The organism is Terrabacter sp. Root85 (assembly GCF_001429185.1).
In the GTDB taxonomy this organism is placed as follows: Bacteria; Actinomycetota; Actinomycetes; order Actinomycetales; family Dermatophilaceae; genus Terrabacter.
Genome location: NZ_LMIW01000011.1, coordinates 279499 through 305428 on the forward strand (window position 1 = coordinate 279499; position 25930 = coordinate 305428).

Genomic DNA, 25930 nt, shown 5'->3' on the forward strand with positions numbered 1-25930 from the left:
CGATGGACCCCTCGAGGCAGCACGAGCACGCGTCCTCAGCGACGGTGCCGCTCGTCAGCCCGGTGGCCCAGCTCGCCTATGTCTTCTCGGAGTACTCGACGGCGACGGGCAACGCCATGTCGACGAAGATCAACGCGCAGGCGCGCGCCCACGAGTCGCTCGGTGGCCGCACCTACGTCGTCGTCAGCGACCGTCGCCGGCACGACTACGACGACGGCACGCTCGTGCGCTACGCGTCGGCGCGCTCGACCCGGCGCGAGTGGTTCACCGACCTCGAGCGACGCGTCGATGCCGTATGCGGTGTCACCGTCGGGCGCCGACCGCTCGTCGCGCGGTTCCACCGGGAGGCGCTCGACGCCGTCCCCGCCGACGCGGAGGCTCTCGTCGTCTACAACTACGCCGGCGCCGTGACCGACCGGCTCGTCCGCCGGTTCGGCGGCAAGGTGGTGCTCCACCTCGGCAACGACGTCTTCCGCTCGTGGCGCCCCTCGGAGATCCGACGGGTCATCGCACGCACCCACGTCACCGTGGCCGTCAGCGACCACCTCGTCGCGACCATCGTCGACCGGATCGGCCACCGACCCGAGAACCTGCACGTCCTGCGCAACGGCGTCGACTCCGAGACCTTCCGGCCCGTCCCGCGCGTCCCCGGTGCGCCGGTGACGATCCTGTCCGTCGGCAACGTCATGCCGCACAAGGGGGTCCACCACCTCGTCGCCGCCGCGGAGGTGCTGGCCAGGCGCACCCGAGACTTCCGGGTCCACGTCGTCGGCTCGGCCGGGCTCCGTCCTGCCGACGGACTCTCGGCCTACGAGCTCGCGCTGCGGCGCGCTGCCGCGCCGCTCGGGGATCTCGTGCGGTTCACCCCGTTCGTCGACCGGCGCGCGCTGCCCGCCGTCTACGGTGCGGCCGACGTCTTCGCGATGCCCGTCGAGTGGCAGGAGCCGGCCGGTCAGGTGGTCACCGAGGCGATGGCCTCGGGGCTGCCGGTGGTCTCGGCCCGCAGCGGCGGCATACCGGAGTACCTCGGGCCCGACGGCGTCTACGTCGACCCGCGCGACACCGTGCACTTCGCCGACGCGCTCCACGCGCTCGTCACGTGCCCGACCGAGCGGGTCAGCCGCGGGCAGGCCCTGCGCACGCGGGCCGAGTCCATGACGTGGGAGCGCAACGTCGCCGAGCTGATGCGCCTGCTGGCCGACTGAGCCGCGAGCACGCCGCGCGGGCAGGGGTGGCAGGATGTCCACCGTGACGGCACAGATCCTCGACGGCAAGGCCACCCTCAAGGCGATCAAGGTCGAGCTGACCCAGCGGGTCGCTCGCCTCCGCGAGCAGGGGGTCGTGCCCGGCCTCGGCACGGTGCTCGTCGGCGACGACCCGGGCAGCCACTGGTACGTCAACGCCAAGCACAAGGACTGCGCCGAGATCGGCATCACGAGCCTGCGCCGTGACCTTCCGGCCACCGCCAGCCAGGCCGAGGTCGAGGCCGTCATCGACGAGCTCAACGCCGATCCGACATGCACCGGCTTTCTCGTCCAGCAGCCGACCGGCCTCGACGAGATGGCGCTGCTCTCGCGCGTCGACCCGAGCAAGGACGTCGACGGCCTGCACCCGATGAACCTCGGCTGGCTCGCGCTCGGCAAGCCGGCCCCGCTCCCGTGCACGCCGATGGGCTGCATCGAGCTGCTCCGCCGTCACGACGTGCCGATCGCGGGCGCCAAGGTCGTCGTCATCGGGCGCGGCCTCACCGTGGGCCGCCCGCTCGGCCTCATCCTCACCCGCAAGAGCGAGAACGCCACCGTGACGCTCTGCCACACGGGCACCAAGGACCTCGCCGCCGAGGTGCGGCAGGCTGACATCGTCATCGCCGCGGCCGGCGTGCCCGGCATCATCACCAAGGCCATGGTCAAGCCCGGAGCCGCGGTGCTCGACGTCGGCGTGAGTCGCGTCGACGGCAAGATCGCCGGCGACGTCGCCCTCGACGTCGCCGAGGTCGCCGGGTGGGTCAGCCCCAACCCGGGCGGCGTCGGCCCGATGACCCGGGCACTGCTGCTCACCAACATCGTCGAGGCGGCCGAGTCCTCGGTCGCGTCCGGCGCCTGAGCGGCCCCGATGCAGTGGCGGGGTAGTGGCTTCGTCGTCCTCGGCTGGTGGTACCTCGTCGCCGGCCTGGCCGCCGTCGGTGTCCTCGTCATCGCCTTCCTCGACGTCCGGTGGGGCGGACGCATCATGGCCGGGGCGTTCTTCCTCGGCGCGCTGATCCGGCTCGTGGCCCGACCCTCGCGCAAGGCGGGTGGGCTCAACGTCCGCTCCCGCACCCTCGACGTCGTCATCCTGCTGACGCTGGGCATCGGGGTGATCATCGCGTCGGCCACCGTCAACGTCCGCGCCGACGTGCCCGACCGCACCTCCGTCGGCCGCACCGCGCGCTGACCGGGCGACCGTGCCGAGCCCTGCGCCCCCGGCGTTCGAGCACTACCTCCTGACCCGCTTCAGCGCGGTCTTCTCGGCCGACGTCCCGGCGCAGGAGGAGTGGCTGCGCTACCGCCTCGGCTTCTTCGTCGACGCCTGCTGGTCCTCGGTGCGCAGCCAGCAGGGCGCGGACTTCACCTGGCTCGTCCTCTTCGACGACCGCTGCAGCGACGACTTCCGCGCTGACGTCGAGGCTCTCGCCGAGGGCACGTTCACCCCGGTCTGGAGCCACGAGCGGTGGACGCCGTCGATCTTCGGGCGCGCGATCGCCGAGCGCAGCCCGGCGGACAACGCTTCGCCCTGGCTCCTGACGACCCGCCTCGACAGCGACGACGCCATCGCGCGCGACTTCATGGCGGCCGCGCAGGGCGAGTTCGCACCGATGGACGGCCTCTTCGTCGACTTCCCGCGCGGCATCCAGATCGACCGGAGCGGCGCCACCTACCTCTACGACCAGCTCTCGAGCCCGTTCCTCACGCTCGTCGAGCGCCGCCGCGCCGAGACGACGCCGCGCACCGTGTATGCCGCCCGGCACGCCCGCGCACGCGAGTGGGGTCCTCTCCGGGAGGTGAGTGCGCCGCCGATGTGGGTGCAGGTCATCCACGGCACCAACCTGCTCAACATGACGGTGGGCGCCCGGATCTCACCCCGCGTCGTCAACGAGCGATTCGACCTCGAGCTCGTCTACGAACGGGACGTGCCGACGTGGGACCTGTTGCGCCAGAAGGCAGTCCACCGGGTCCGGCTCGTTCGCCTGTGGGTGCGCCACCCCGGCGAGCTGACGAAGCTCGTCGAGGCGAAGTACTGGCGGCTGCGCGGCACGCACGTGCGGCCGCAGGGCATGTCGCCCTCGCTGACCGAGGCCGTCAAGGCGAGAGCCGCCCGGCTGGGCTGGCGTCGCTGACCCGGACACACGGCATACGCGAAGGGCGCCGCCCACCTCGTGGTGGACGGCGCCCTTCGGCGTGAGCGGTCGGCTCAGATGAGGCCGAGACCCTTGACGGCGTCGCGCTCCTCGGCGAGCTCGGCGACCGAGGCGTCGATCTTGCCGCGCGAGAAGTCGTCGATGTCCAGGCCCTGGACGATGCTCCACGCGCCGTCCTTGACGGTGACGGGGAAGGAGGAGATGAGCCCCTCCTGCACGCCGTAGGAGCCGTCGGAGTGCACGGCCATCGAGACCCAGTCGCCGTCGGGCGTGCCCTGCACCCACGTGCGGGCGTGGTCGATGGTCGCGGAGGCGGCCGATGCGGCCGAGCTGGCGCCGCGCGCCTCGATGATCGCCGCGCCGCGCTTGGCGACGGTCGGGATGAACGTGCCGGCCAGCCAGTCCTGGTCGCCGACGGCCTCGGCGGCGTTGCGGCCACCGACCTCGGCGTGGAAGAGGTCGGGGTACTGGGTCGCGGAGTGGTTGCCCCAGATCGTCATCTTCTTGATCTCGGTGACCGGCACGCCGAGCTTGGCGGCGAGCTGGCTGATCGCGCGGTTGTGGTCGAGGCGCGTCAGGGCCGAGAAGCGCTCGGTCGGGATGTCGGGGGCGTTGCTCATGGCGATGAGCGCGTTGGTGTTGGCCGGGTTGCCGGTCACCGTGATGCGGATGTCGTCGGCTGCGACCTCGTTCAGGGCCTTGCCCTGCGGGGCGAAGATGCCGCCGTTGGCCTCGAGGAGGTCACCGCGCTCCATGCCCGGGCCGCGGGGGCGCGCGCCGACGAGGAGGGCGTGGTTGACGCCGTCGAAGACCTTCGTCGCGTCGTCGCCGATCTGGACGCCGGCGAGGGTCGGGAAGGCGCAGTCGTCGAGCTCCATGACGACACCCTCGAGCGCCTTGAGCGCGGGGGTGATCTCGAGCAGGCGCAGCTCCACCGGGGCGTCGGGCCCGAGCAGGGCACCGCTCGCGATGCGGAACAGGAGGCTGTAGCCGATCTGGCCGGCGGCGCCGGTGACGGCGACCTTGACGGGGGTAGTGCTCACAGGTAGGCCCTTCACATCGGTGTGGCGCTGGACGTTCCGACGCTATCAGTGGCCACCTGCTCGTCCGGACGGGCGCCCGTGCTCAGCGCGGGCCCGCCGCATGCGTACGCAACGGGCGTGACGACGATCACGCGGGCCCGGTGAGCGCTGCCCACGGCTCACCCGAGGGCGTATGCCGTCACGCCGGGTCGGTGCCCGGGGCGCGGTCGCGGTTGTGGCGGGCCTTCGCTGCCTTGTCGGCTTCCTCTGCCTTGGCCGCCAGGGTCGCGTCGCGGTACCACTGGGGCAGCGGATCGGCGCGGACCGCTCGGGGCGCCATCACGGTGCCGTCGCAGTCGTACTGTCGGCGACCCAGCAGCTCGGGCAGCACGGTCATCGCGCGCTCGAGGGCGTGGGCGAGCGTGCCGTCCTTCGGGGTGGGCTCGCGGACGAAGCCGAGGGTGTCCTGGCGCAGCAGCGGACGGATCGCGTCGAGGCGGGTCCAGAACATCGTCCCGGCGAAGAAGCCGAGCTCCCTCGGGTCGTCGAGCCGGGACAACGCCTCGGGCGTCACAGCCGGCTCGACGAGGCGGCGGACGGTGTCGGCGTTGCCGGCCCAGTAGGTGGAGAGGGCGAAGTAGCTGCCTCGGGGGCCGATGACCCCGGTGTGGAGCAGTGCAGCACCTCGACGAGCTCCGCCAGGGCCGCCGGGTCGGTGGGGACGAGCTGCTCGACCATCTGGTCGCGCCAGACGTCGCCGGCGCCGAAGTGGAGCGACTTCTTGGCGTGGATCTTGAGGGCTGCGACGTAGCCGCGGTCGGCGAGGTGCTCGGCCACCACGAGGAAGGGCAGGACGTCGCGGCCCCGGTTGGGCACGGTGACGCACCGTGTGCCGGGCAGGGCTGCCTCGATCTCGGGCGCGAGGTGGGAGTGCTGTCGGGGGAGCGTGACGTAGAGGTCGACTCCCGCGTGGGCGAGGCGCTCGAGTGACGGCACGAGGGCGGGCCACACATCGGCGTAGTAGAGGTGCAGGACGGCAGCCGTGTCGCCGGTCCGGGGTCGGCCGCGAGGGCCGCGACGGTCGAGGCGGTCGAGGCGGTCGAGGCGGTCGAGGTGACGACGGGCGGCGCGCACCGCCAGCACGTCCCGCAGGTCGGTGCGCTGTTCGCGGAGGCGAGCGCGCACCGGACGCAGGCGTCGACGGATCCGACGGCCGAGAGTGGGGCGGGGCATGTCTCTCCTGCGCAGGCGTGTGGGAGGGCGGGGGGACGGCTCAGACGGTGAGGGCGAGCGACCCGAGGGCGATGAGCCAGCTGACGAAACTGCCGACGAGGAAGTACTCGGTGACGTCGTCGATGCCGGCGGGGCCGCCCGGGTAGGAGCCCGTCCCGGTGGGGTCGCCGCTCGCCGAGCGGGCGGCGGCCTGTATCTCGGGGAAACGGAGCAGTCCCTTGGCGGCGATGACGAGGCCGGCAGCGCCGAACTCGCCGGCCACGCCGAGGCCGAGGATGACGAGGCGCTCCATGGGCCCGAGCAGGCGCCCGCCCTTGAGGCGGTCGGCGGGCTGGCCGCTGGTCGGCGGAGCAGCACGCCCCGTGAGGGAGGCGGCGGCCGCGGCGGCTGCGTTGGCGTTGGTGACGTCGGACGGGCGCAGGGCCCCGATGGTGAGCAGGACGAGGCGCACGATGACGTTGGCCGTCGCGACGTTGAAGAGGACGAGCCCGGTGAGGAGCAGGACCCGCCCGACAGGGAGCGGACCGGTGCCCGGGAGGTCGGCCCAGCCGAGCCACGTCGCGAGCGCGCCGCCCGCCGGCGACGCTGCCCCGGAGAAGGCGAGGAGACCGACGACGAGGGCCGCGAAGACGGCCAGCGGCGCGAGAGCGCCCCGACCCGTCATCTGGGTGCGACGCGACAGCTCGGCCCATCCGGCCCCGGCGACGGCGGCGAGGGCGAGAGCGAGCAGGTCAGCCCAACCGTGCATCCCGGCCACGAGCGCGAGGCCGAGGATGACGACCGGGGCGGCCACGTGCCCGACGGCCCGGCCGGGTCGCCACGACGTCGACCGGACGATGTCGCCGACGCCGATGCCGGCGAGGACGATCGACAGCCACGTCACGGCAGGTCGCCGAGCGTCATCATCGCCTCGAGCGCGACCCCGATGCCGTCACGGCGCACGCGCTGCGAGACCGCGGACGGGCTGATGCCGACCCGGTCGGCGACGTCGTGCTGCGCGTGGCCGTGCATGAGTCCTCCGAGGATCTCGCGTGAGGTGGTCGACATGGAGCCAACCATGAAGTCCAGACAGTCGAGCGCAGCCCGCACCGCTGCGACGGTGGCCGGAGCCTCGTCGGGGGCGACGTAGGCCGTCCGGGAGGTGCGCGTCTGCGCGCGCTGCGCCCGGTCCTCCGCCACGGTGATGGCCTCGCGGGCGGCCCAGTAGGCGGGCCCGTCGTGGATGCCGCGCACCGGGTCGAGGGTCGTGACGGCGCCGCGGCCGAGGCCGAAGCGGACGTCCGCCCGGGGGAAGAGCTCGGTGCGGACGACGAAGCTGGCCCGCAGCGCCGCTCCCAGGGTGGGGTAGACGCCTTGGAACTCGTCACCGACGGTGATGACGGCCGGGTCGTCGATCGGCACCTCGGCGTTGGCCCGGGCGACGGCGGCCTCGAAGGCGTTGTGGAGGGCCTGGCGCTCGCGGTGGGTGCGGGACTCGACGATGTCGCCGATGAGCGCCACCGGTGAAGGTTCGACCTTCAGATTTGACATGTGAAGATCATATCTTCATATTCAGGAGATAGAGCGCTGACCTTCATCCGAGTCGACGTCGAGGACGGGTCGGCCCTCGTCGTCGACCGCGGCGTTCTCGACCATGTCGGTCGAGCCGCTGATGTCCATGTCGTCGCGGCGCTCGCCGGTGATCCAGGCGAAGGTGCTGCCGGCGATGAGGCCACCGACGATCGGCGCCACCCAGAACGCCCACAGCTGCCCCGGGGCGCCGTTGCCGTTGAAGAAGGCGACGGCGGTCGAGCGGGCCGGGTTGATCGAGGCGTTGCTGATCGGGATGGCGACGAGGTGCGCGAGGAGCAGACCGAAGCCGATGGCGAGCGGGGCGAAGCCCCTGGGGGCGTCGTCCTTCGTCGCGCCGAGGACGATGTAGACGAAGAAGGCGGTGACGAGGGCCTCGACGATGAGCACCCCACCGAGCGCGAACCCGCCGGGGGAGTGGATGCCGAAGCCGTTGGCCGCGAGGTTGCCGGTGACGGGACGTCCCGTCGAGGAGAGCAGCCCGGCAAGGGCGCCGCCGGCGAGCAGGCCGCCGACGAGCTGGGCGCCGACGTAGGCCGGCACCTCGCGCCACTCGAAACGCTTCGCGACGGCGATGCCGATCGTGACCGCGGGGTTGAAGTGCGCCCCGGAGACGTGCCCCACGGCATACGCCATGGTCGTCACGGCGAGCCCGAAGGCGATGGCGACGCCGAGGTGGCCGATGCCGTAGTCGATGACCTGCCCGTCGAGGGTCCGGGCGACGAACTTCGCGTCGAAGATGGCCGAGCCGCAGCCGATGAAGACGAGCCAGAAGGTCCCGAGCGCCTCGACGGCGAGGCGTGAACTCATCTTGGGGGTGTACATCGGGCTCCTCCAGCACTGACGTCGGGGCCGAACCGCCCGGGAGGCTCCCGGTGCTCGCAGCGTAGTGGACCGTCAGCGCCCGAACGGGGGATGACGTATGCCGTCCGCGGGCCGTGGGCCGACGTGTCCACGATGCTGACATGTCAGGTGATACACCGATTGACGGCTATCATTCGGCTAACGCGTGGTTTGACCGAATTGGTGCAAAAAAGTCGCCATTCACACGTCGGGTTCTGGGACGAGGTCGTCACTGCCACAGCACCCGGGACGCGTACGTGAATCAGGGCACGTCAGGGATTGTGGTGAGTACAGGGTGACAGCGCAGGTACGCAGGGCTCGATGGGTCCGCCTCGGCTGGGCCGCCGTCGACGCCTTGATCTGGGTCGTCATGCTGTTTGCTGCCCTCTGGATCCGGCTCGACTTCGAGCTCGACGACAGCTACCTCAAGGGCACGGCGTACTTCGCGCTCGCGGCGATGGCCGGGCAGATCCTCGTCGGCTACCTCGTCGGCCCCTACTCGATCAGCCACGTCATGGGCTCGTTCGAGGAGATTGTCGAGCTCATGACGACGACGGCGATCGTCGGTGCCGTGCTCTTCCTCTGGGCGCTCATGGTGGAGCCGGTCGTCGTCCCGCGCGGCTTGCCCCTCACAGCTGGGGCCCTGGCCATCGGACTGATGTTCGCCCTCCGCTTCGTCGTGCGCACCGTGCGGTCCCATCGGGCGATGCAGACCCCAGCCGAGCGACGGGCCGTCGTGCTCGGCGCCGGCGAGGCTGGACGCCGGCTGCTGCGCAGCATGAAGTACGACGGCGCCGGGCCCTTCGTGCCGGTCGCCTTGCTCGACGACGACCCGTCGAAGCACCGGCTGCGGCTCGAGGGGCTTCGCGTGCGCGGTACGCGTGCTGACCTCGCCGCGGTCGCGGAGCGCTACGAGGCCGACACCTTGGTGCTCGCCCTGCCGAACGCCGAGGCCGCCACGCTTCGTGACTTGGCCGCCCGTGCCGCCGACGCCGGTCTCGACGTCGTCAGCCTGCCGCCGCTCAAGGACATCATCGGCGGGCGTCCCACCCCGAACGACCTGCGTGACCTCGACGTCGCCGACCTCCTCGGCCGTCGCCCGGTGCAGCTCGACACGACGGCGATCGCCGAGCAGATCTCGGGGCGACGTGTCCTCGTCACGGGCGCCGGCGGCTCCATCGGCTCCGAGCTGTGCCGCCAGATCGCGCGGTTCGGGCCGTCCCGCCTCTACATGCTCGACCGCGACGAGTCCGGCCTGCAGGCGACCGAAATGAGCCTCTCGGGTCACGGGCTGCTCGACTCCGACGACCTCATCCTCGCCGACATCCGCGACCCGAAAGCGCTCGCGGACGCCTTCGAGAGTGCCCGCCCCGAGGTCGTCTTCCACGCCGCCGCCCTCAAGCACCTGCCCCTGCTCGAGTCGCACCCCCTCGAGGCCTGGAAGAGCAACGTCATCGGGACGCTCAACGTCCTCACGGCCGCCGAGGCTGCCGGCGTCTCGACCTTCGTCAACATCTCGACGGACAAGGCCGCCAACCCGACGTGTGTCCTCGGCTACAGCAAGCGGCTGGCCGAGCGACTGACCGCAGACTTCGCCCGTCGCGCCGAGGGGCGTTACGTGTCCGTGCGCTTCGGAAACGTCCTCGGCTCACGCGGCTCCGTGGTGCACGCCTTCACGGCCCAGATCGAGATGGGTGGCCCGATCACCGTCACCCACCCGGATGTGCGGCGGTACTTCATGCTGATCCCCGAGGCATGTCAGCTCGTGCTTGAGGCGGCGTCTATCGGCGTCGACGGCGAGGTCATGGTGCTCGAGATGGGCGAGCAAGTGAAGATCCTCGAGGTAGCCCAGACCCTTATCCGGATGAGCGGGCGCCGCAACGTTGACATCGTCTTCACCGGCTTGCGCCCGGGCGAGAAGATCGCGGAGGAGCTCTTCACCAGGCACGAGGGTAGGCGACAGACCTCCCACCCGCTCGTGGACAGCGTTGACGTCCCACACTTTGACTCAGATGCGCTGAGAGTGACCCACTTCGCCGGCCCGGGTCTAGCTGTCGAGTGGATGCGCGAAGAAGCGCTGAGCACAGGTAGCGCCACTATGCCGGAGTATGTCAATACAGGGGCGACTCGAGAATGAGCATCAACAAGGAAGACTACAAAGTGTCGCTTGAAGGAGACTTCATTCCTTTTGCACTCCCAGACATAGCCGAGGCCGAGATTGAAGCGGTGGTAGAGGCGCTGCGCAGCGGCTGGTTGTCCAGTGGGCCGGCGGTCAAGAATTTTGAACTTGCCTTCGGCCAGGGTCTGGGGGCTGATGTGGAGGCGGTTTCGTTGAACTCGGCCACCGCTGGCCTGCATTTGTCCCTCGAGGCTTTGGGGGTAGGACCGGGCGACGAAGTTCTCGTTCCCACGTGGACCTTTACTGCCACGGCCGAGGTGGTTACGTATTTGGGAGCAGTCCCCGTCCTCGTCGACGTGGACCCCCGCACGCTTAACATTGACTTCGAAGACGCGCGCGTCCGGATGACGGACAAGACGCGTGCCATCATGCCGGTGCACTTTGCTGGATTGCCCATTGATCGCCTGCAGTTAAGAGAATTTGCTCGGTCGCATGATCTTCTAGTTGTCGAGGATGCAGCCCACGCGTTCCCGGCGAAATCTCGGGGAGAACTGGTGGGGGCCGGTCAAAGCGAAGCCACGGTCTTCAGTTTCTATGCCACGAAGACTATGACCACGGGCGAGGGTGGAATGGTCGCCACCCGAGACAGCGCGCTCGCCGATCGCATAAGAACCATGCGGCTCCATGGCATCAACCGCGATGCCTTCGATAGGTATCGTGCGAAGGGCCCAGCATGGCGGTATGAGGTCGTGGCCCCGGGCTACAAGTACAACTTGACGGACCCAGCCGCAGCCATGGGCACTGTTCAACTCGCGCGTGCCCAATCGATGCGAGATCGTCGGAGCAACATCGCCTCCGTCTACCGCGATGCATTCATGGGAACCGATCTCGTCCTTCCAGCAGAGTCGGTCGTCCAGGGCGACATGCACAGCTGGCACCTGTACGTGGTGAAGCTTCCCGACGCTGGACGGAGAGACAGTTTCATCTCCGAGATGTCCGCGCGAGGCATTGGGACGAGCGTCCACTTTATTCCCCTGCACCTGCAGCCCTACTGGCGCGATCTTTGCGCGCTGAGGCCTGACGATCTGCCAGTGGCCTCGGCAGCCTTCGAGCGCGTTGTCAGCTTGCCGATCTATTCGTCCATGTCGGACGAACAAGTGACCAGAGTCGTGGATGCGGTTAAGGCAATTTCATGAGCAAGAGACTCTTTGACGTCGTGTTGGCCGGACTGGGCCTCGCCATCATCAGCCCAATCTGCGTCCTCCTGTCCTTGGCCATCAGTCTTGATTCGATTGGGCCCGTCGTCTACCGCCAGGTGCGCATAGGCCGGTACGGGGTCCCCTTTACAATGTTCAAGTTTCGTTCCATGTCCGAGTCCGTCGGGGGCTCTGGAATCACAGTGGGCTCCGATGCGCGAATTACGCGCGTGGGTGCGGTCATTCGGAAAACGAAGCTCGACGAATTGCCGCAACTAATAAACGTGTTGAGAGGGGACATGAGTCTCGTGGGTCCGAGGCCCGAGTTGCCACAATACGTGGCCCACTGGCCGACGAAGAGCCGTTCACTAATCCTGTCCGTACGTCCGGGAATTACGGATCCGGCCGCAATCCGGTTTCGTCATGAGGCATCGCTGTTAGGTGGGAAGCCAGATCCCGAGGACTATTACATTCGCGAGATCATGCCTGCCAAAGTCGAAGAATACGTTGCCTATGCACGAAATCGTTCCATGTGGAGAGACCTATCCGTCCTTGCGCGAACGGTGGGCGCACTCTTCAAGCGGGATCAGATCAGTGCCGGACGTGAAAGTTCATGACCGGTACATTCAAGGTTCGTGAGCTGCGCGTGGATGATGTTCGTGCGGCCGCGGACCTTCACCGCGATGCCTTCCCGGGGTTCTTCCTCACGAGCATGGGATCGCCCATGCTGCGTGCCCTGTACCTGGGGTACTCGCGCGATCCAGACTGTGTAGCTATTTGCGCCACGAGCGCCTCTGGCAGATTGCTCGCCGTCGTGGCCGGGCCGGTTGAGCCCAAGGGTCATTTCCTGCGCAACCTTCTGAAAGACATGCCGCGCTTTGCTTGGGCGGCGTCTTACGCCCTGCTGAGGCGACCAAGCATCGTAGGTAGGGTAGCCCGAGGACTCTTTTACCGAGGCGACACGCCGATACAGAGTGAAGGCGCGCTGCTGAGCACCATTTGCGTCTCTCCCGAGGCTCAGAGTGCCGGCTTGGGGGCTCACATGGTGGACGAATGGCTGACACGGGTGGCCCAGATGGGACCCAAGAGCGCCTATCTGACGACCGACGCTGAGGACAACGACCGGGTCAACCGCTTCTATCAAAGAGTCGGTTGGACGTTGGCGGGTAGCTATCGGACGCCACAGGATCGCGTTATGAATGTGTACGAGATTGCGGTGCGACGTGAGTGACGAGAAGTTCCCCACGCAACAAGTCACTGGGCCGCCCCCAAGAAGGCCTGTCTATGTAGCCTTCGCCAACGCCACACTTCCTGATACGGATTACCGAATCGCATTCATCAACCAGTCTAAGACCGTTGAGGGACTATTAGTGCTCCCGGAAGGATCCTCGGCGAGCGACCGTGTCATTCGGCTGGATGTCCGCGCCGGATTATCTTTCGCTACCTTTTTGAAACTCTTCCAAGTACCGAGCGTGCTCAAGCGAACGAACGCGCAGTGGGCGCACTTCTTCGCGACGCAGTATTCATTATTCGGTCCGACATTGAGTCTGCTCACACCGGCGAGAGTCCTAGTTACCGTGACTGGACTGGGGCGGTCGTTTAGCAGTTCACGAAGACTTAAAAGTCGCATCCTACGCTGGGCGTACCTCCGGGCCTTTCATCTTAATGCGCATATAGCAGACGTGATTCTGTTCCAGAACCCGGCAGACATGCAAACGCTTGTGGACGCTTTGCCTCGTCATCTGCACCCCAAATGTCAGCTAATTGGTAGCGGCGTTGATACGAACTTCTTCCCGGAGAGCCGCCCAGCGCGCCGACGGCAGTCGACCAAGGTTGATCTGCTGATGGTGGCCCGACTTCTTCCGGACAAAGGTGTTGACGACTTCCTACGTCTGGCAAGAGGGCTGAGTGAAGAAGCTGTCTTCACTTTGGTAGGACCCGCTAGCCGCAGTCACGAAGATCTCCTGCAAAAGGTGCTTCGCGCGGATCGTGACGGGCACATCAGATACCTCGGTGAGAAAACGTCCTCTGAGGTGAGGACCTTGTACCGAGATAGTGACGTCGTTCTATTCCCTTCGCGCTCGGAGGGCCTTCCGCGAGTGCTGCTAGAAGCAGCGTTGTCGTTCAAGCCCATCGTGGCGTATGACATTCCAGGATGTGCGGCGGTTTTGCCGACCGGACACCTCGTCCCCCGTTTCGACGCAGAAGCGTTTGAAGAGCGCGTTGTACAATTGGTACGCAGTAGGGGGCTACGCGAACGCGTGGGCGATGAGGCCCGGCACAAGGTGCGTCTGGAGTTCGCTGCTGATGCCTACGTTAAGCGGCTGGACGCCATCTTGGCTAGCTCCGTAAATGCAAGCCGCAGCGGTCAGCCGATGCGCTCTAAGTTTCATTCGCTGATGAAGGGAAAGCAAGAATGAAGGTCCTCGTGACCGGTGGAGCCGGTTTTATTGGTTCGAACCTGTGTCGTCGATTGGTGTCGGAGTCGCAAGTCGACGACGTCCGGGTTCTTGATGATTTCTCCACGGGATATCGAGACAACCTCAAGGGTGTTGAGGTGGAAGTCGTTGAGGGAAGCATCTTGAATGATCGAGCGCTCCTGAGGGCTGCGAAAGATCGTGATGCAATCGTTCATCTGGCCGCACTCGGCTCGGTGCCCCGGAGTGTCGCTGATCCGCTCGGCTCGCATGATGCGAACGCGACAGGGACGTTGAAGGTTCTCCACACCGCGCGGAATCGCGGAGCGCATGTGGTGCTTGCCTCGTCGTCCTCAGTGTATGGCGCGAACCCTTCGCTGCCGAAGTCCGAGGACATGCTGTGCATGCCTATGAGCCCCTATGCGGTATCCAAGCTCGCCGCGGAACAGTATGCAATGGCTTTCGCGAACTGTTACGACTTGCCAGTTCTCCCCTTCCGCTTCTTCAATGTGTACGGCCCCCGTCAGATGGCAGGTCACGCCTACGCTGCTGTCGTCCCAGCCTTCGTTTCCGCGGCCCTGACTGGGCTGCCGTTGCCCGTGAATGGCGATGGTGAGCAGAGCCGCGACTTCACCTTCGTCGATACCGTGACGGAGGTTTTGTCGAACGCAATCTTGAATCGTGTCACGGCCGGGCCAACCAACTTGGCATTCGGTACGAGAACGTCGCTGAACACCATGATTGCGCTCCTGGAGGACATCCTCGGACACCCATTGGCTGTCGAGCGCCGCGCAGCCAGGGAGGGGGATGTCAAGCATTCTCAAGCGGCAAACGACCTGCTGCGCGCAAATTTTCCGAGCGTAGAGGCTTACCCTCTGAGGGAAGGCTTAGAGCGTTCCGTTCAGTGGATGAGCGAGCATCGCGCGGTAGCGAAATGAGCACGTGGTGAGTAAGTCCGAATTGGTCCTCTTCGTCTGGGGCGCAGGTAGCGGCGTTGGCGGGTCCGAGACGCGAATGGCCGAAGTGGCGCGGCACCTAACTGAGTCGGGATCCACGTGCCTGTGTTACATGCTCTCTGAGGACAGCGGCACGCAGTTGGCCGCGCTCATGCGTGAGAATGGCGCAGAAGTTGTTGCCAGCGGCTCGCTGTCGGACTTCCGTAGATATGTACTAGCAGCACGGCCCAGCTTGATCGTGACATTCGGTTTCAAGGCGTCGGTGTTGACGAGAGCAGTTCGCGCCGTGTCGCGATTTCAGCTGCGGACATGGCCAGTGCTGGTCGACGCCCGTAATGGGCTGGAGGCCGGTCGGGCCCGGTGGGTTTGGATGGCCGACAAGGTCACTAGCAGTTTCGTCGATGTATATTTGGCCAACTCTGATGCCGTTCGCGCACATCTCCTCGATCGCGGGCTGCCACCACGAAAGATCAGAGTCCTATACAGCGCTTTAGCCGACCAATGGTCCATGGGGAGATCTGGTGGAGCCAGGGAACCGCTAAGCGTTGCCATGATTGGAAATTGTCGTCCGGAGAAGCGCCAGGAACTCGGTTTAGCTGCCTTCTCGCGGTTGACGGTTGATGCGCGACTGACGGTGTACACCAATGATGCCCGTAGACTGAAGAGCCTGTGGAACGCTAGCGAAGCACACGATAAGAGAGTGGAATTCGTCGAAGGTCGAACGGTAAAACCAGCTGACTTGGATAAGGTCGCCATCGTCCTTCATCCATCGAGTCATGAGAGTGCGCCCCGCGCGCTAATGGAGGCACGCGCGCGGGGCTGCTATGTGGTGGCATTTGATGTGGGCGACACGGCTCGGATCGTGGGTAACGGCGGAGTGGTTTTGGCACAGGATGACACGGTGGCTCTTCAGGAGGCGCTCTCCGAGAGTCTGGCACTTTCCTCTAGTGGTCTTCTTGATCACTCGCCGAGCACTTTCGACACAGTGGACGAATACGCGTCCGCCTTGCTCGCCTATGCTCGCTGGTCTCGGACGGGCAAGCGCTGATGATCCAATCTATGGGCCCCAGGACCATCAGGGCGCACCCATCTCCGGATGCTGGCCCCTACGCCCGGCGGATGACCTATACCGGTCTGGCTCTGGCCGTTTTCGGCGTCTGCGCGGCGCTGGCACGGGTCGCTGTAGCAGCGCCGGCATATGGGGCCCTCCTCATCGGCGCGATCGCTCTGGTGCTCATCGCGATCATTTCACCGACGGGGTGTCTAGCGCTCGGCGTTACGACGAGCCTCGCCGGCGGAAGCTTCGCGTCGTTGGGCCGTGTGGGTCTGGCCGCCGTGGTCGCGGGTGGCTCAGTGCTCATAGTGAGGGGTTTACGCCAAGAGGCCGCGCAAATGCCGACGAAGCCTCTGTTGCTGACAACGGTCTTGGCGACTTGGCTTGGATTCAGGCTCTTCTTCGACTCTGGATTAACGGCTTTAAGGCTTGTGGGGCTGTGCTATCTGGTCGTGATGGCATTGCTGTTCTCCGATGCGACATCTCGAGACAAGCTTGTGCGGTGGATGGCCTGGCTCGGCGTGGTCTTCGTGCTTGTATCTGTATCGTTCGGGGTCACCAGTGGGCTGGACAATAGATTCGTTGGCATCTCCGGGAATCCAAACCGAATGGTTTTCGGCGTGCTCATCTTCGGATCCTTCGCCCTTCATGGGTTGATCTACTCCAAATCATGGTTTGAACGAGTGGCATTCGCAGCTGGCCTGGGCGGTGGGGGATGGTTGATCCTTGCAAGCGGATCGAGCCAGGGTATCGCGGGGGCGGCAGTCCTCGCCCTTATCGTTGTCGTTTACATTTCAAGAAACCTTGATTACCGAATAGCCGTCTTTTGGACCGTGCTCGCTATCGCCCTATGCATCTGGATTACGGTCGGCAGTGAACTTCTCAGTTCCATGAGTGACGATCTCCGGACGCTATCTGGCCGGACGTCCCTGTATGACCTCGGCTGGGAATCGTTCATGGCCGAACCGATTTTCGGGTCGGGGGAGTTGCATGTAACTGACGACCTGGGCCAGTCCTTTTCCACTCACAACTCGATCCTTGGGGTGGCCGCCAGTGCTGGCCTGCCCGCGGTCGCTGCATGGCTTCTCATGACCGCCTGGTGCGTCACTTCGTCCTTGCGAGGCGTCCGAAACGGACGTCTATACCTTGGCTGTGGGGTACTGGTGGGCGTACTCCAAACCGTCCAGTCAGTCGAGTACTTCCCTCTTGCGTGGGCGGCCCTTCTACTTCCGATCGCAGTTGCACAAGGAGAACCGAGCAATGACTGACATCCTCTTGGCGTCTGGCAGTTTTAGCCCGCGCGAAGGTGGCGCTGAGAAGCAGATGAGAAACGTACTGAGCCTCGCTGCACGTAGCGGGGCATCGGTTTCTGTTGTCACCCAGGTCATTGACGGTCAGCCTCGAAGATCGTCCATTGACGGTGTGAATGTCACGAGAGTTGGTTCAGTTTCACTCTTCAGAGGCCTTCCGCGGATTGGACAGCTCCTGTTCACGGTTCTGGTCTTTGTTCACGTCTTGGTCCGGCGGCCGTCCGCAGTTATCTCAATCCAGCTTGGAACCGCGTCGGTAGGGGTGGCTTTGGCGCGGCGCTTTTGCAGTTTCAACCATGTGGTCCGGCTCACCGGCGGTGGGACGGCAACACATCGCAGTGAACCATTTGCCCGCGGGTCGTCTAGAGTCGGCCGATGGGCCGTTCGCATGATCACTAGCAAAAAGGTCACCATTGCAGCCCCAGCTGAGCACCTGCTAGAGGATTTCAGGACCGTGTTTGGTCCATGTGCGGCGCTGAGAATTGTGCCCAACGGCGTGCCTGAACTGAAGTCACCGATCCCCTGTGTCGACGCAGAGCGCACAGGTGTTGTCTGGTATGCGAGACGTGGGGCGATCCGGTCTTCGGAAGCGTTCGAGCAGGTAGTCGACGCCGCGCCGGATCTGGCCTTCACGATCATCGGCGCAACGGACAGAAGTAGTGACCAACGGGTGCGTGCACTAGGCTGGGTTGAAGATCCCTATCCTATCTTGGGCCGTCATCGAGTGCTATTGAATACGTCTCCCACAGAGGGCATGCCGAACATGGTTTTGCAGGCCTTGGCAATCGGCATGCGAGTCGTCGGCCCGGCCAATGCTGGACTCATTGAGCTCGCAAGAAGATTCCCGGATCGCATAGAACTAGTTGATCTAGCGCGCCCACATGAGGTGGCGGACGCTTTGCGCCGGTGTCACTCTATGGATTTGCCGGGGGGTGTCCATCTGGAAACCACAAGTGAGTCAACGAACCGATGGCTCGGCCTGCTACTTTAGGAGAATGAATTGACTAAAAGATCCCTGTTTCGGCAGCCGAAGAAGTTGGCGTGGTGGCTCCTGTATTCCACGTTCGCCACCCACCTACCTTCTTGGATGAAGCCTGGCAAACGTCTCCGCGTCTTGTGCGCGCGTCACTTTTGCGACAACGTCGACGCTAGCGCGAACATCAACAGGAAGGCGCGCATCAGTTGGCGTACCACGATTGGGCCACATGGTGGTGTTGGTGAACGCTGTATTCTGAGCGGAGAAGTATATATTGGCCCGCACGTCACGATGGGCCCAGAGTGCTTTTTGATTACAGGCGATCATCCGGTGCCCGCTCCTTATGGCTCCTTTCGTGACATGGCGCCCATTCACCGTCCCATCCACATCGAGGAGGATGTGTTTCTTGGGGCGCGGGTGATAGTGCTCCCAGGAGTGACTATTGGCCGGGGGGCAGCCGTCGGGGCGGGAAGCGTTGTGGCGCGCGATGTTCCACCGGGCGCTGTCGTTGTGGGCAACCCTGCGAAGTTGGTCAAGCAGCGTGCCGTCACGTAGCCCCTCCCGAGCTCGGGACGGAGATGCACTGGTCTGGCCCACGAGTTCCAATGACGGTGTGGCCCGTGCTATCCCCGATTCCCGAATTGGTGTGCTTGACGGGTTGCGCGGGGTCGCGGCCTTGGCCGTTGTGCTGTACCACTATTTCTTCAGATCAGCAGAGTTCTACCCGGAACTCGGGGACCCGGTGCGATGGTTTTGGCCGGGCCAGTATGGCGTTCAACTGTTCTTCATCATTTCTGGCTTTGTTATATACCTGACGCTCGAGCGTAGCACGCTGAGGTCGTTTGCTGTCTCAAGGTTCATACGTCTTTATCCCATCTACTGGGTTTGTGTGGCGCTTACAGGCGCCTGCGTGGCTCTCTTCGGACTATCAGGTCGGGAAACGACCTTTCTGGAGTGGCTCGCCAACTTGACGATGTTTCAGCGCTATTTTGGCGTTGCTCAAGTCGACGGTGCCTACTGGACACTGGCAGCTGAGCTGGGATTCTACGTGCAGGTCGCCTTTTTGTTCTACGCTGGATTGCTCAGGTGTCAGCGATCCATTGTCTACTTGTACGTATGGGTATTCGGCACTTTCGCGATCGTTTATTCGTCCAGGTTCCTACCCTTCGAGGTCTATGCGTCGGGAATCCGGGCATTAGCCCCGGGTCTTGTGTGGATGCCTCTCTTTGTCATGGGTGTAGCGTTCTTCAAGATCTGGGACGGCGACCACCGCCTGTTGACACTTTCTCTCCCCGCAGTTTCACTCATGTTGTTGGCTCCCCACGGCCCGACGGTCCTGTTGGCGACACTGACAGTCGGAGCAGTCTTTGTAGTCGTCATGTGGACACCGCTGGGCGAGCCTTTGACGAAGCGGCCGCTTGTTTTCCTTGGGGAAATATCATATGTGCTTTATCTGGTTCACCAAAACTTAGGCTACATCGTAATTCTCAAGTTGTCCGAGTTGGGAATGTCTCATTGGACTGCCGCATTAGTCGCGTTGTTAGGCATCATTCCTTTGGCGGCAATGCTGACATACGTGGTGGACGTGCCGCTCCGGCGTATTCTGAAGCGAATGTGGTTGTCGTCGCGCAAGGCAACTGTATGAGCCAGTCTTGCGTGAGAGTCCGGGGAGGTTTCAAGGCCAGATTAATGCGGGCAAGCCCGTCTGGGATTCATATGCGAGAACAGGGTCGTAATCGCGAAGTGTCTCACAATAACCATATTCACCAAGTAAGCGTTCGAAAGTGAGTCAACAACTAATGGTAATGATTGCATCGGAAGCTCGAGTTGGTGTCGTAGGGCTTGGCTACGTAGGACTGCCTTTGGCGGTTTCTTTTGCGAAGTACTTTGATGTTGTCGGCTTTGACATCAAGGCCGAGCGCGTACGGGAGTTGTCAAATGGTCACGACAGAACCCTTGAAGTCTCAAAGGCGGAACTTGAGTCGGCCTCGCGACTTGTGTTCTCTACGGACCCAACCGCCCTGGAGCAGGCCAATGTTTACGTTGTCACCACGCCTACCCCTATTGATGAACACAACCAGCCGGATCTCCGCCCCGTCCTTTCTGCCACGCGGACGATTGGACAGGTTCTGAGGAAAGGCGACGTTGTCATTTATGAGTCGACTGTCTATCCGGGCGCCACTGAAGAGGAGTGTGTCCCCCTGCTGGAGGAAGTCAGCGGGCTGAGATTCAACGAAGAGTTTTATGTCGGGTATTCTCCCGAAAGAATTAATCCAGGCGACAGGAGTCATCGGTTCGAGACGATCCTAAAGGTGACCTCTGGATCAACTCCTGAGGTAGCCGATTTTGTCGATTCGCTTTACCGAACGGTCGTCCGGGCCGGCACGTTCAAGGCGGCGTCTATTAAAGTTGCTGAAGCTGCTAAAGTAATCGAGAACACGCAACGGGACGTCAATATCGCACTTATTAATGAGCTCGCTCTGGTGTTCAATCGCCTCGGAATTGACACTCAGGACGTCTTGGATGCAGCGGCCACCAAATGGAACTTCTTGAAGTTCCAGCCCGGCTTGGTGGGTGGTCACTGTATCGGTGTGGATCCCTATTATCTCACGCACAAGGCCCAGGCGATCGGCTACCACCCCGAGATCATCTTGGCCGGACGGCGACTCAATGACTCCATGGGCTCCTATGTGGCGTCTCAACTTGTCAGCACAATGATTCGCCGCGGGATCGACTTGAGGACCGCAAGAGTGCTTTTGCTCGGACTGACCTTCAAGGAGAACACACCTGACTTGCGTAATACGAAGGTTATCGACATTCGTCGCGAACTCGAGAACTTCGGGCTTCCGGTGGATATCCACGACCCTTGGGTGGATCCCAAGGAGGCCTTTGAGGAGTATGGCATCGACGTAGTGCAAGACCTAGAGGTCGGCGCTTATGACGGGATCGTTGTTGCGGTTGCCCATGATGAGTTCGCCACCATGGGGGCGGCTGGAATTCGAGCGTTCGGTAGGCCTGAGGCAAGTGTTATCTACGACTTGAAGTGCATTCTTCCAAAGGGCGCATCCGATCTTCGTCTGTAGGTCTCCGCACTTCTTCGCACGCCCGATGCCACCGGAGAGAGTTGACATAGTGGATCTGACTAGCATTGTGCGCCACCGGGTGTTTAAGGCGAGCGCGCTAAGGGGTGTCTCGCTTCTGACCGGCCTCGTGTCGAGTGTCGCCATCGCCAACCTGGGAGGGGCGGATGTCAAGGGGATCACGAGTGCGTTCGCTGCCACAACGATTCTGGTGTTCACGCTGGGGAACATGGATCTCGCCCAGCAGGTCATCAAAGTGGGCAGGGAACAAGGGGACTTGGACGCGACTCGTCGACGACTGTTGCGTCTATGGCCGTGGTACGGCGGGCTCTCGCTAGTCGGAGTAGCGGTGGGTTTCATCGCTCACAAGCCCTACGTCTCGTGGGTGGCTCTGGGGGCGTTTGTCTACTTGGTGACGGCTAGCATGGGAAGCGCGGCCAACGCGCTCTCAGGCCCGGCGGTAGTAGCGCTGGGGGGACTCGTCCAACAGCTCGTCTTACTCGTAGCAGCACTTGCCCTCTGGGCCTCAGGAAATCTCACGTCGTCTATGGCGCCCGTTGTTGTCATTACGTCGTTCGTCGCTCCGCTGCCGCTATATGTCCGAGCGGCCCGTCCAGTCTCAACCGGTGTGGGCGCCATTCCTGGCCCCTCGCTCGTTGCGCTGATGAAGGGCGGGATGCGCTGGCAACCGGCGCGCCTTGCGCAGAACCTGCTTATTCGATTGGACCTCCTTGTTGTTGCCGCTGTTCTCGGCGCCTCGTCCGCAGGTGTCTATTCTGTGGGGGTTGCCTTGGCTGGCCTCGCGGGCATAATTCCGGCGCAGTTCTCGTTAAATAGCTTCTTCGAAGCGGCGCAGGGGTCAGGGAAGTCGCTTCGCAAGAACATCGTCGCTGCAGTTGTTGCCGGATCGATCGGTGGGGCGCTGCTCGCTGCAGTCGGATGGCCGTTCATCAGTGTCGCCTACGGTAAAGAGTTTGAGGGATCGTACGGCGTGCTCTTGGCCGCGTTGCCGGGAGTGATTGCTTACGGGAGCGTTCAGGTTCACACCAACCAAATGCGCATTCTCGGGACCGCGAGGTCGGTTTTCATTCCCAGCATTCTCGGCCTTGGGTCGCTGGTACTAGCCCTTGCGATCCTCGTCCCTTCATTCGGTATCACTGGCGCAGCCCTGGCGTCCTCGTGTGGATGCGGGGTGGCGGCGGTCTCGACGTATCTCCAACTGCGTGGCGCGCGACTCGCCGGGAAAACCGCGTGACGGGAGTATTCGAGTGGCGAGCTGTGAACCCGTGCGAATGGCTTATCTGACGGGTTGTGGCACGGGTGTCGGATGCCGGAGTGGACTTAGGCTTCTCACCGCCTCATCCAGGCGCGGGAATCCCGGTGAGTTCCGGGAGTGCTCACAAGCCCTCCGGTCGGTGCCACGAACGCAGCCGCTCGTCCCACCTTCCGATTGGCGTGAGCTCATCACGGACCAAACCGGGAGAAAGGACGCTCCACGAAGGCCGAGGGGCGGGGCGGGGGAAGGCGTCCGTCGTCGTCGGGAGCACCCGCTCCGCGTCCAGGCCGTTTAGCTCGAAGATGGCGCGGGCGAAACCGAACCACGTCGTCTGCCCGCTCGCGGTGCCGTGATGTATTCCGTAGGGGGCGTCTGCCGCGACGAGGCGGACGATGAGGTGGGCGAGGTCGACTGTCCACGTCGGCTGGCCCACCTGGTCGTCGACGACCGACACGGTCTCCCGCTCGTCGGCGAGGCGCAGCATCGTCGAGACGAAGTTCGGGCCGCCCGCACCGTAGAGCCACGCCGTGCGCACGACCCACGACTCGGGGCACAAGGCCTGCACGGCCCACTCGCCGGCGGCCTTGGTGCGGCCGTAGGCGGAGCGCGGGGCGACGGGGTGGTCGACGGCATACGGCTCGGTGGCCGTGCCGTCGAAGACGTAGTCCGTGGAGACGTGGACGAGTCGTGCCCCGGCGCGGGAGCATGCGCGCGCCACGTTGGCGGCCCCGACGGCGTTGACCGCGAACGCGGCCGCCTCGTCGGTCTCGGCGGCGTCGACGGACGTGTAGGCGGCGGCGTTGATGACGAGGTCGTGCCCGTCCACCGCGGCCACACACTGCGAGGCGTCGGTCACGTCGAGGTCGCCGCGGCCGAGCCCCGTGACGACCCATCCGGCCGCGCGCAGCGCCGGCCCGAGATCGTGACCGAGCATCCCGGTCGCGCCGGTGACGAGGACGCGCCCCGCACCCGCCTGGGCGGTCATCGTCCGAGCCTGGCGTAGGTGCGTTCGGACTCGACCTTGGCGGCCTCCCACCACTCGTGGTGGGCGGCGTACCACTCGATCGTCGCCTCGAGGCCAGCGCGCACGTCGCCGTAGCGCGGCTTCCAGTCCGTCTCGAGGCGCAGCTTCGTCGCGTCGATGGCGTAGCGGAGGTCGTGGCCGGGGCGGTCGTCGACGTGCTCGAACCAGTCGTCCGGCCTGCCGAGCAGCTCGAGGAGCATCCCGACGATCTCGAGGTTGTTCCGCTCGCCGTCCGCGCCGATGAGGTAGGTCTCGCCGAGCCGTCCCTGCTCGAGGATCGCGATGACGGCGTCGTTGTGGTCGTCGACGTGGATCCAGTCGCGCACGTTGAGACCCGACCCGTAGACCTTGGGCCGGATGCCGTCCAGGACGTTGGTGATCTGGCGCGGGATGAACTTCTCGACGTGCTGGCGCGGGCCGTAGTTGTTCGAGCAGTTCGACACCGTCGCTCTGATGCCGAAGGACCGGATCCATGCCCGCACGAGCAGGTCGGCCCCGGCCTTGGTGGCCGAGTAGGGGGAGGAGGGGTTGACGGGCGTCTTCTCGGTGAACCGCTCGTGGTCGTCGAGCTTGAGGTCGCCGTAGACCTCGTCAGTCGAGATGTGGTGGAGGCGCTTCTCGTGCCGGCGGATCGCCTGGAGGAGGGTGAAGGTGCCGACGACGTTGGACTCGACGAAGGGCCACGGCGAGTCGAGGCTGTTGTCGTTGTGCGACTCGGCGGCGAAGTGCACGACGACGTCGTGGTCGTCGACGAGCCGGTCGACGAGCGGCGCGTCGGCGACCGAGCCCTCGACGAGCTCGACCGAGCCGTCTCCGCCCAGCTCGGCGAGGACCGGCGCGAGCGAACGGCGGTTGGCGGCATACGTCATCGAGTCGATGACGGTCAGGCCCCAGTCGGGTCGCACCTCGCGGGCGCGCAGGACGAAGTTCGATCCGATGAAGCCGGCTCCGCCGGTCACGAGCACGCGCATGGAGCCGAGGGTAACGAAGCGCTGGCAACTTCACGGCCACCAGCCGTTCTCCGGCGCTCGATATGCTGCCCGGCGTGAAGATCTCGGTCATCGGATGCGGTTATCTCGGAGCGGTGCATGCCGCGTGCATGGCCGACTTCGGCCACGACGTCGTGGGCCTCGACATCGACGAGCGCAAGGTGGCCAAGCTCGCCGCCGGTGTGCCGTCGTTCCACGAGCCCGGCCTCGAGCCGCTCCTCCGGCAGGGCGTGGCGGACGGCTCCCTGCGCTTCACGACCGACAAGACCGCCCTCGCCGACGCCCGCGTCCACTTCATCGCCGTGGGCACTCCGCAGCGCGGCGGCAGCTACGCCGCGGACATGAGCTACGTGTGGACCGCCGTCGAGGACATCATCGCCAACGCGAGCCCGTCGCCCGACGGCCCGATCGTCGTCGTCGGCAAGTCGACCGTCCCCGTCGGGACGGCCCAGGCCGTTGCCGACCGGCTCGCCGAAGCCGGCGTGGACGCCGTCGTCGTCTGGAACCCGGAGTTCCTCCGCGAGGGGTATGCCGTCCAGGACACCCAGCGCCCCGACCGCGTCGTCTACGGACTGCCCGACGACCGCGACCGCGGCGAGATCGGCCGCGCCGTCGTCGACGAGGTCTACGCCCCGATCATCGAGGCCGGCATCCCGCGGCTGCTCGTCAACTACCCGACGGCCGAGCTCGTCAAGGTCGCCGCCAACTCCTTCCTCGCCACGAAGATCTCCTTCATCAACTCGATGGCCGAGCTGTGCGACGCGTCCGGGGCGGACGTCTCGCGTCTGGCCGAGGCCATCGGCCACGACGACCGCATCGGCTCGAAGTTCCTCCAGGCCGGCATCGGCTTCGGCGGCGGCTGTCTGCCCAAGGACATCCGCGCCTTCATGGCCCGGGCCGGCGAGCTCGGCGTCGACCAGTCGCTGACCTTCCTGCGCGAGGTCGACTCGATCAACATGCGCCGCCGCGACCACGCCGTCGACCTCGCCTCCGAGATGGCTGGCGGCCGCCTCGTCGGCGTCAAGGTGGCCGTGCTCGGCCTGACCTTCAAGCCCGACAGCGACGACGTGCGCGACTCGCCCGCCCTCGACATCGCCGGCCGTCTCTGGGGCCGCGGCGCCAACGTCGTGGCGACCGACCCCGCAGGCGCGGACGCCGTGCGCCTGGCGCGGCCCGACCTCCAGATCGTCGACTCGGCAGAGGAGGCCCTCACCGGCGCCGACCTCGTCATGCTGCTCACGGCGTGGAAGGACTACGTCGAGCTCGACCCCGCCCAGGCCAAATCGCTCGTCGCGACCCCGCGGATCATCGACGGGCGCAACGTGCTCGACCCGCGCGCCTGGACCGACGCCGGCTGGGACTACCGCGGTATGGGGCGCAGGTCCAGCTCGATCTGGTGAGGCGTGCGCCTGGTTGGGGGATTCGTGAGACAACCGCCTCAATACCGCCATTTTGCCGATGGCGCCACC

26 protein-coding genes are annotated in these 25930 nt (G+C 65.0%); 18 read left to right on the plus strand and 8 right to left on the minus strand.

Annotated elements, in window-relative coordinates:
* Positions 1 to 2 precede the first annotated feature (2 nt).
* Genes ASE25_RS17460 through ASE25_RS17475 form a run of 4 tightly spaced genes read left to right on the plus strand, consistent with a single transcriptional unit; the run spans position 3 to position 3376 of the window.
* Positions 3 to 1205: a glycosyltransferase family 4 protein gene (locus tag ASE25_RS17460; protein ID WP_056826822.1), complete on the plus strand. Its 1203-nt coding sequence runs from the start codon at positions 3 to 5 to the stop codon at positions 1203 to 1205.
* A gap of 43 nt (positions 1206 to 1248) precedes the next feature.
* A complete protein-coding gene (locus ASE25_RS17465) occupies positions 1249 to 2103 on the plus strand; it encodes a bifunctional methylenetetrahydrofolate dehydrogenase/methenyltetrahydrofolate cyclohydrolase (protein ID WP_056826823.1) in 855 nt (284 codons plus the stop codon).
* Between the two features lie 9 nt (positions 2104 to 2112).
* Complete coding sequence (locus tag ASE25_RS17470) at positions 2113 to 2433, plus strand: DUF3017 domain-containing protein (protein WP_056826824.1); 321 nt, start codon at positions 2113 to 2115, stop codon at positions 2431 to 2433.
* Positions 2434 to 2443: 10 nt separating this feature from the next.
* On the plus strand, positions 2444 to 3376 hold the full coding sequence (locus tag ASE25_RS17475; RefSeq protein ID WP_056826825.1) for a glycosyltransferase: 933 nt from the start codon (positions 2444 to 2446) through the stop codon (positions 3374 to 3376).
* A gap of 74 nt (positions 3377 to 3450) precedes the next feature.
* On the opposite strand, the gene ASE25_RS17480 is transcribed toward ASE25_RS17475, so the two are convergent.
* The 6 genes from ASE25_RS17480 to aqpZ form a co-directional block, all read right to left on the minus strand.
* Positions 3451 to 4440 carry a malate dehydrogenase gene (locus tag ASE25_RS17480; RefSeq protein ID WP_056826826.1) on the minus strand — a complete coding sequence of 330 codons (990 nt, stop codon included), beginning with the start codon at positions 4438 to 4440 and terminating at the stop codon, positions 3451 to 3453.
* A 178-nt stretch (positions 4441 to 4618) separates the two neighbouring features.
* Entirely contained in the window at positions 4619 to 5095 is a 477-nt protein-coding gene (locus ASE25_RS23670; protein ID WP_255358421.1) for a rhamnan synthesis F family protein, read from the minus strand.
* Positions 4990 to 5652, minus strand: a complete 663-nt coding sequence (locus ASE25_RS23675) for a rhamnan synthesis F family protein (RefSeq protein WP_082622952.1) — start codon at positions 5650 to 5652, stop codon at positions 4990 to 4992. Before ASE25_RS23675 ends, ASE25_RS23670 begins: the two co-directional genes overlap by 106 nt.
* A gap of 40 nt (positions 5653 to 5692) precedes the next feature.
* Entirely contained in the window at positions 5693 to 6535 is an 843-nt protein-coding gene (locus tag ASE25_RS17495) for a hypothetical protein (protein WP_056826829.1), read from the minus strand.
* Positions 6532 to 7182: a SatD family protein gene (locus ASE25_RS17500; RefSeq protein WP_235508733.1), complete on the minus strand. Its 651-nt coding sequence runs from the start codon at positions 7180 to 7182 to the stop codon at positions 6532 to 6534. Before ASE25_RS17500 ends, ASE25_RS17495 begins: the two co-directional genes overlap by 4 nt.
* 21 nt (positions 7183 to 7203) lie before the next feature.
* The gene (gene aqpZ, locus ASE25_RS17505; RefSeq protein ID WP_056826831.1) at positions 7204 to 8046 is read right to left on the minus strand and encodes an aquaporin Z; all 843 of its coding nucleotides are present in this window, start codon (positions 8044 to 8046) and stop codon (positions 7204 to 7206) included.
* 313 nt (positions 8047 to 8359) lie between these two features.
* On the opposite strand from aqpZ, the gene ASE25_RS17510 reads away from it, so the two are divergent.
* From ASE25_RS17510 to ASE25_RS17545, 13 genes are all read left to right on the plus strand, one after another.
* A complete protein-coding gene (locus tag ASE25_RS17510) occupies positions 8360 to 10201 on the plus strand; it encodes a nucleoside-diphosphate sugar epimerase/dehydratase (protein ID WP_235508734.1) in 1842 nt (613 codons plus the stop codon).
* Positions 10198 to 11379: a DegT/DnrJ/EryC1/StrS aminotransferase family protein gene (locus ASE25_RS17515; RefSeq protein ID WP_056826833.1), complete on the plus strand. Its 1182-nt coding sequence runs from the start codon at positions 10198 to 10200 to the stop codon at positions 11377 to 11379. The genes ASE25_RS17510 and ASE25_RS17515 overlap by 4 nt, the downstream gene beginning before the upstream one ends.
* Entirely contained in the window at positions 11376 to 11996 is a 621-nt protein-coding gene (locus ASE25_RS22495; protein WP_082622953.1) for a sugar transferase, read from the plus strand. Before ASE25_RS17515 ends, ASE25_RS22495 begins: the two co-directional genes overlap by 4 nt.
* A complete protein-coding gene (locus tag ASE25_RS17520) occupies positions 11993 to 12610 on the plus strand; it encodes an N-acetyltransferase (protein WP_056826834.1) in 618 nt (205 codons plus the stop codon). The genes ASE25_RS22495 and ASE25_RS17520 overlap by 4 nt, the downstream gene beginning before the upstream one ends.
* A complete protein-coding gene (locus ASE25_RS22500; protein WP_162260618.1) occupies positions 12603 to 13799 on the plus strand; it encodes a glycosyltransferase in 1197 nt (398 codons plus the stop codon). Before ASE25_RS17520 ends, ASE25_RS22500 begins: the two co-directional genes overlap by 8 nt.
* Entirely contained in the window at positions 13796 to 14734 is a 939-nt protein-coding gene (locus tag ASE25_RS17525) for an NAD-dependent epimerase/dehydratase family protein (RefSeq protein ID WP_056826835.1), read from the plus strand. Before ASE25_RS22500 ends, ASE25_RS17525 begins: the two co-directional genes overlap by 4 nt.
* 7 nt (positions 14735 to 14741) lie before the next feature.
* On the plus strand, positions 14742 to 15800 hold the full coding sequence (locus ASE25_RS22505) for a glycosyltransferase family 4 protein (RefSeq protein ID WP_082622955.1): 1059 nt from the start codon (positions 14742 to 14744) through the stop codon (positions 15798 to 15800).
* A 71-nt stretch (positions 15801 to 15871) separates the two neighbouring features.
* Positions 15872 to 17074, plus strand: coding sequence for an O-antigen ligase (locus ASE25_RS17530; protein WP_056826836.1), 1203 nt, complete (start codon positions 15872 to 15874; stop codon positions 17072 to 17074).
* Positions 17067 to 18107 (plus strand): glycosyltransferase, encoded by a 1041-nt coding sequence (locus tag ASE25_RS23825; RefSeq protein ID WP_082622957.1) that lies wholly within the window; start codon positions 17067 to 17069, stop codon positions 18105 to 18107. Before ASE25_RS17530 ends, ASE25_RS23825 begins: the two co-directional genes overlap by 8 nt.
* Positions 18108 to 18452: 345 nt before the next feature.
* On the plus strand, positions 18453 to 18647 hold the full coding sequence (locus ASE25_RS23560) for a DapH/DapD/GlmU-related protein (protein WP_235508741.1): 195 nt from the start codon (positions 18453 to 18455) through the stop codon (positions 18645 to 18647).
* A gap of 58 nt (positions 18648 to 18705) precedes the next feature.
* Positions 18706 to 19737, plus strand: coding sequence for an acyltransferase (locus ASE25_RS17535; protein ID WP_162260619.1), 1032 nt, complete (start codon positions 18706 to 18708; stop codon positions 19735 to 19737).
* 139 nt (positions 19738 to 19876) lie between these two features.
* Complete coding sequence (locus ASE25_RS17540) at positions 19877 to 21175, plus strand: nucleotide sugar dehydrogenase (protein WP_304437923.1); 1299 nt, start codon at positions 19877 to 19879, stop codon at positions 21173 to 21175.
* 49 nt (positions 21176 to 21224) lie between these two features.
* A complete protein-coding gene (locus ASE25_RS17545; protein ID WP_056826838.1) occupies positions 21225 to 22427 on the plus strand; it encodes a lipopolysaccharide biosynthesis protein in 1203 nt (400 codons plus the stop codon).
* Positions 22428 to 22569: 142 nt separating this feature from the next.
* On the opposite strand, the gene rfbD is transcribed toward ASE25_RS17545, so the two are convergent.
* Both rfbD and rfbB read right to left on the minus strand, forming a co-directional pair.
* The gene (rfbD, locus tag ASE25_RS17550; RefSeq protein WP_056826839.1) at positions 22570 to 23433 is read right to left on the minus strand and encodes a dTDP-4-dehydrorhamnose reductase; all 864 of its coding nucleotides are present in this window, start codon (positions 23431 to 23433) and stop codon (positions 22570 to 22572) included.
* Positions 23430 to 24443 (minus strand): dTDP-glucose 4,6-dehydratase, encoded by a 1014-nt coding sequence (rfbB, locus tag ASE25_RS17555; protein WP_056826840.1) that lies wholly within the window; start codon positions 24441 to 24443, stop codon positions 23430 to 23432. The genes rfbD and rfbB overlap by 4 nt, the downstream gene beginning before the upstream one ends.
* 74 nt (positions 24444 to 24517) lie before the next feature.
* Between rfbB and ASE25_RS17560 the strand changes: the two genes are divergently transcribed.
* Positions 24518 to 25861: a UDP-glucose/GDP-mannose dehydrogenase family protein gene (locus tag ASE25_RS17560; RefSeq protein ID WP_056826841.1), complete on the plus strand. Its 1344-nt coding sequence runs from the start codon at positions 24518 to 24520 to the stop codon at positions 25859 to 25861.
* Positions 25862 to 25930: the final 69 nt, after the last annotated feature.

Coding starts and splice junctions, on each gene's coding strand:
- ASE25_RS22495 (WP_082622953.1), top strand. CDS start 11,376: ATGAGCAAGAGACTCTTTGACGTCGTGTTGGCCGGACTGGGCCTCGCC.
- aqpZ (WP_056826831.1), bottom strand. CDS start 8,046: ATGTACACCCCCAAGATGAGTTCACGCCTCGCCGTCGAGGCGCTCGGG.
- ASE25_RS23675 (WP_082622952.1), bottom strand. CDS start 5,652: ATGCCCCGCCCCACTCTCGGCCGTCGGATCCGTCGACGCCTGCGTCCG.
- ASE25_RS17525 (WP_056826835.1), top strand. CDS start 13,796: ATGAAGGTCCTCGTGACCGGTGGAGCCGGTTTTATTGGTTCGAACCTG.
- ASE25_RS17520 (WP_056826834.1), top strand. CDS start 11,993: ATGACCGGTACATTCAAGGTTCGTGAGCTGCGCGTGGATGATGTTCGT.
- rfbB (WP_056826840.1), bottom strand. CDS start 24,443: ATGCGCGTGCTCGTGACCGGCGGAGCCGGCTTCATCGGATCGAACTTC.
- ASE25_RS17515 (WP_056826833.1), top strand. CDS start 10,198: ATGAGCATCAACAAGGAAGACTACAAAGTGTCGCTTGAAGGAGACTTC.
- ASE25_RS17460 (WP_056826822.1), top strand. CDS start 3: ATGGACCCCTCGAGGCAGCACGAGCACGCGTCCTCAGCGACGGTGCCG.
- ASE25_RS23825 (WP_082622957.1), top strand. CDS start 17,067: ATGACTGACATCCTCTTGGCGTCTGGCAGTTTTAGCCCGCGCGAAGGT.
- ASE25_RS17470 (WP_056826824.1), top strand. CDS start 2,113: ATGCAGTGGCGGGGTAGTGGCTTCGTCGTCCTCGGCTGGTGGTACCTC.
- rfbD (WP_056826839.1), bottom strand. CDS start 23,433: ATGACCGCCCAGGCGGGTGCGGGGCGCGTCCTCGTCACCGGCGCGACC.
- ASE25_RS17530 (WP_056826836.1), top strand. CDS start 15,872: ATGACCTATACCGGTCTGGCTCTGGCCGTTTTCGGCGTCTGCGCGGCG.
- ASE25_RS17500 (WP_235508733.1), bottom strand. CDS start 7,182: ATGTCAAATCTGAAGGTCGAACCTTCACCGGTGGCGCTCATCGGCGAC.
- ASE25_RS23560 (WP_235508741.1), top strand. CDS start 18,453: ATGGCGCCCATTCACCGTCCCATCCACATCGAGGAGGATGTGTTTCTT.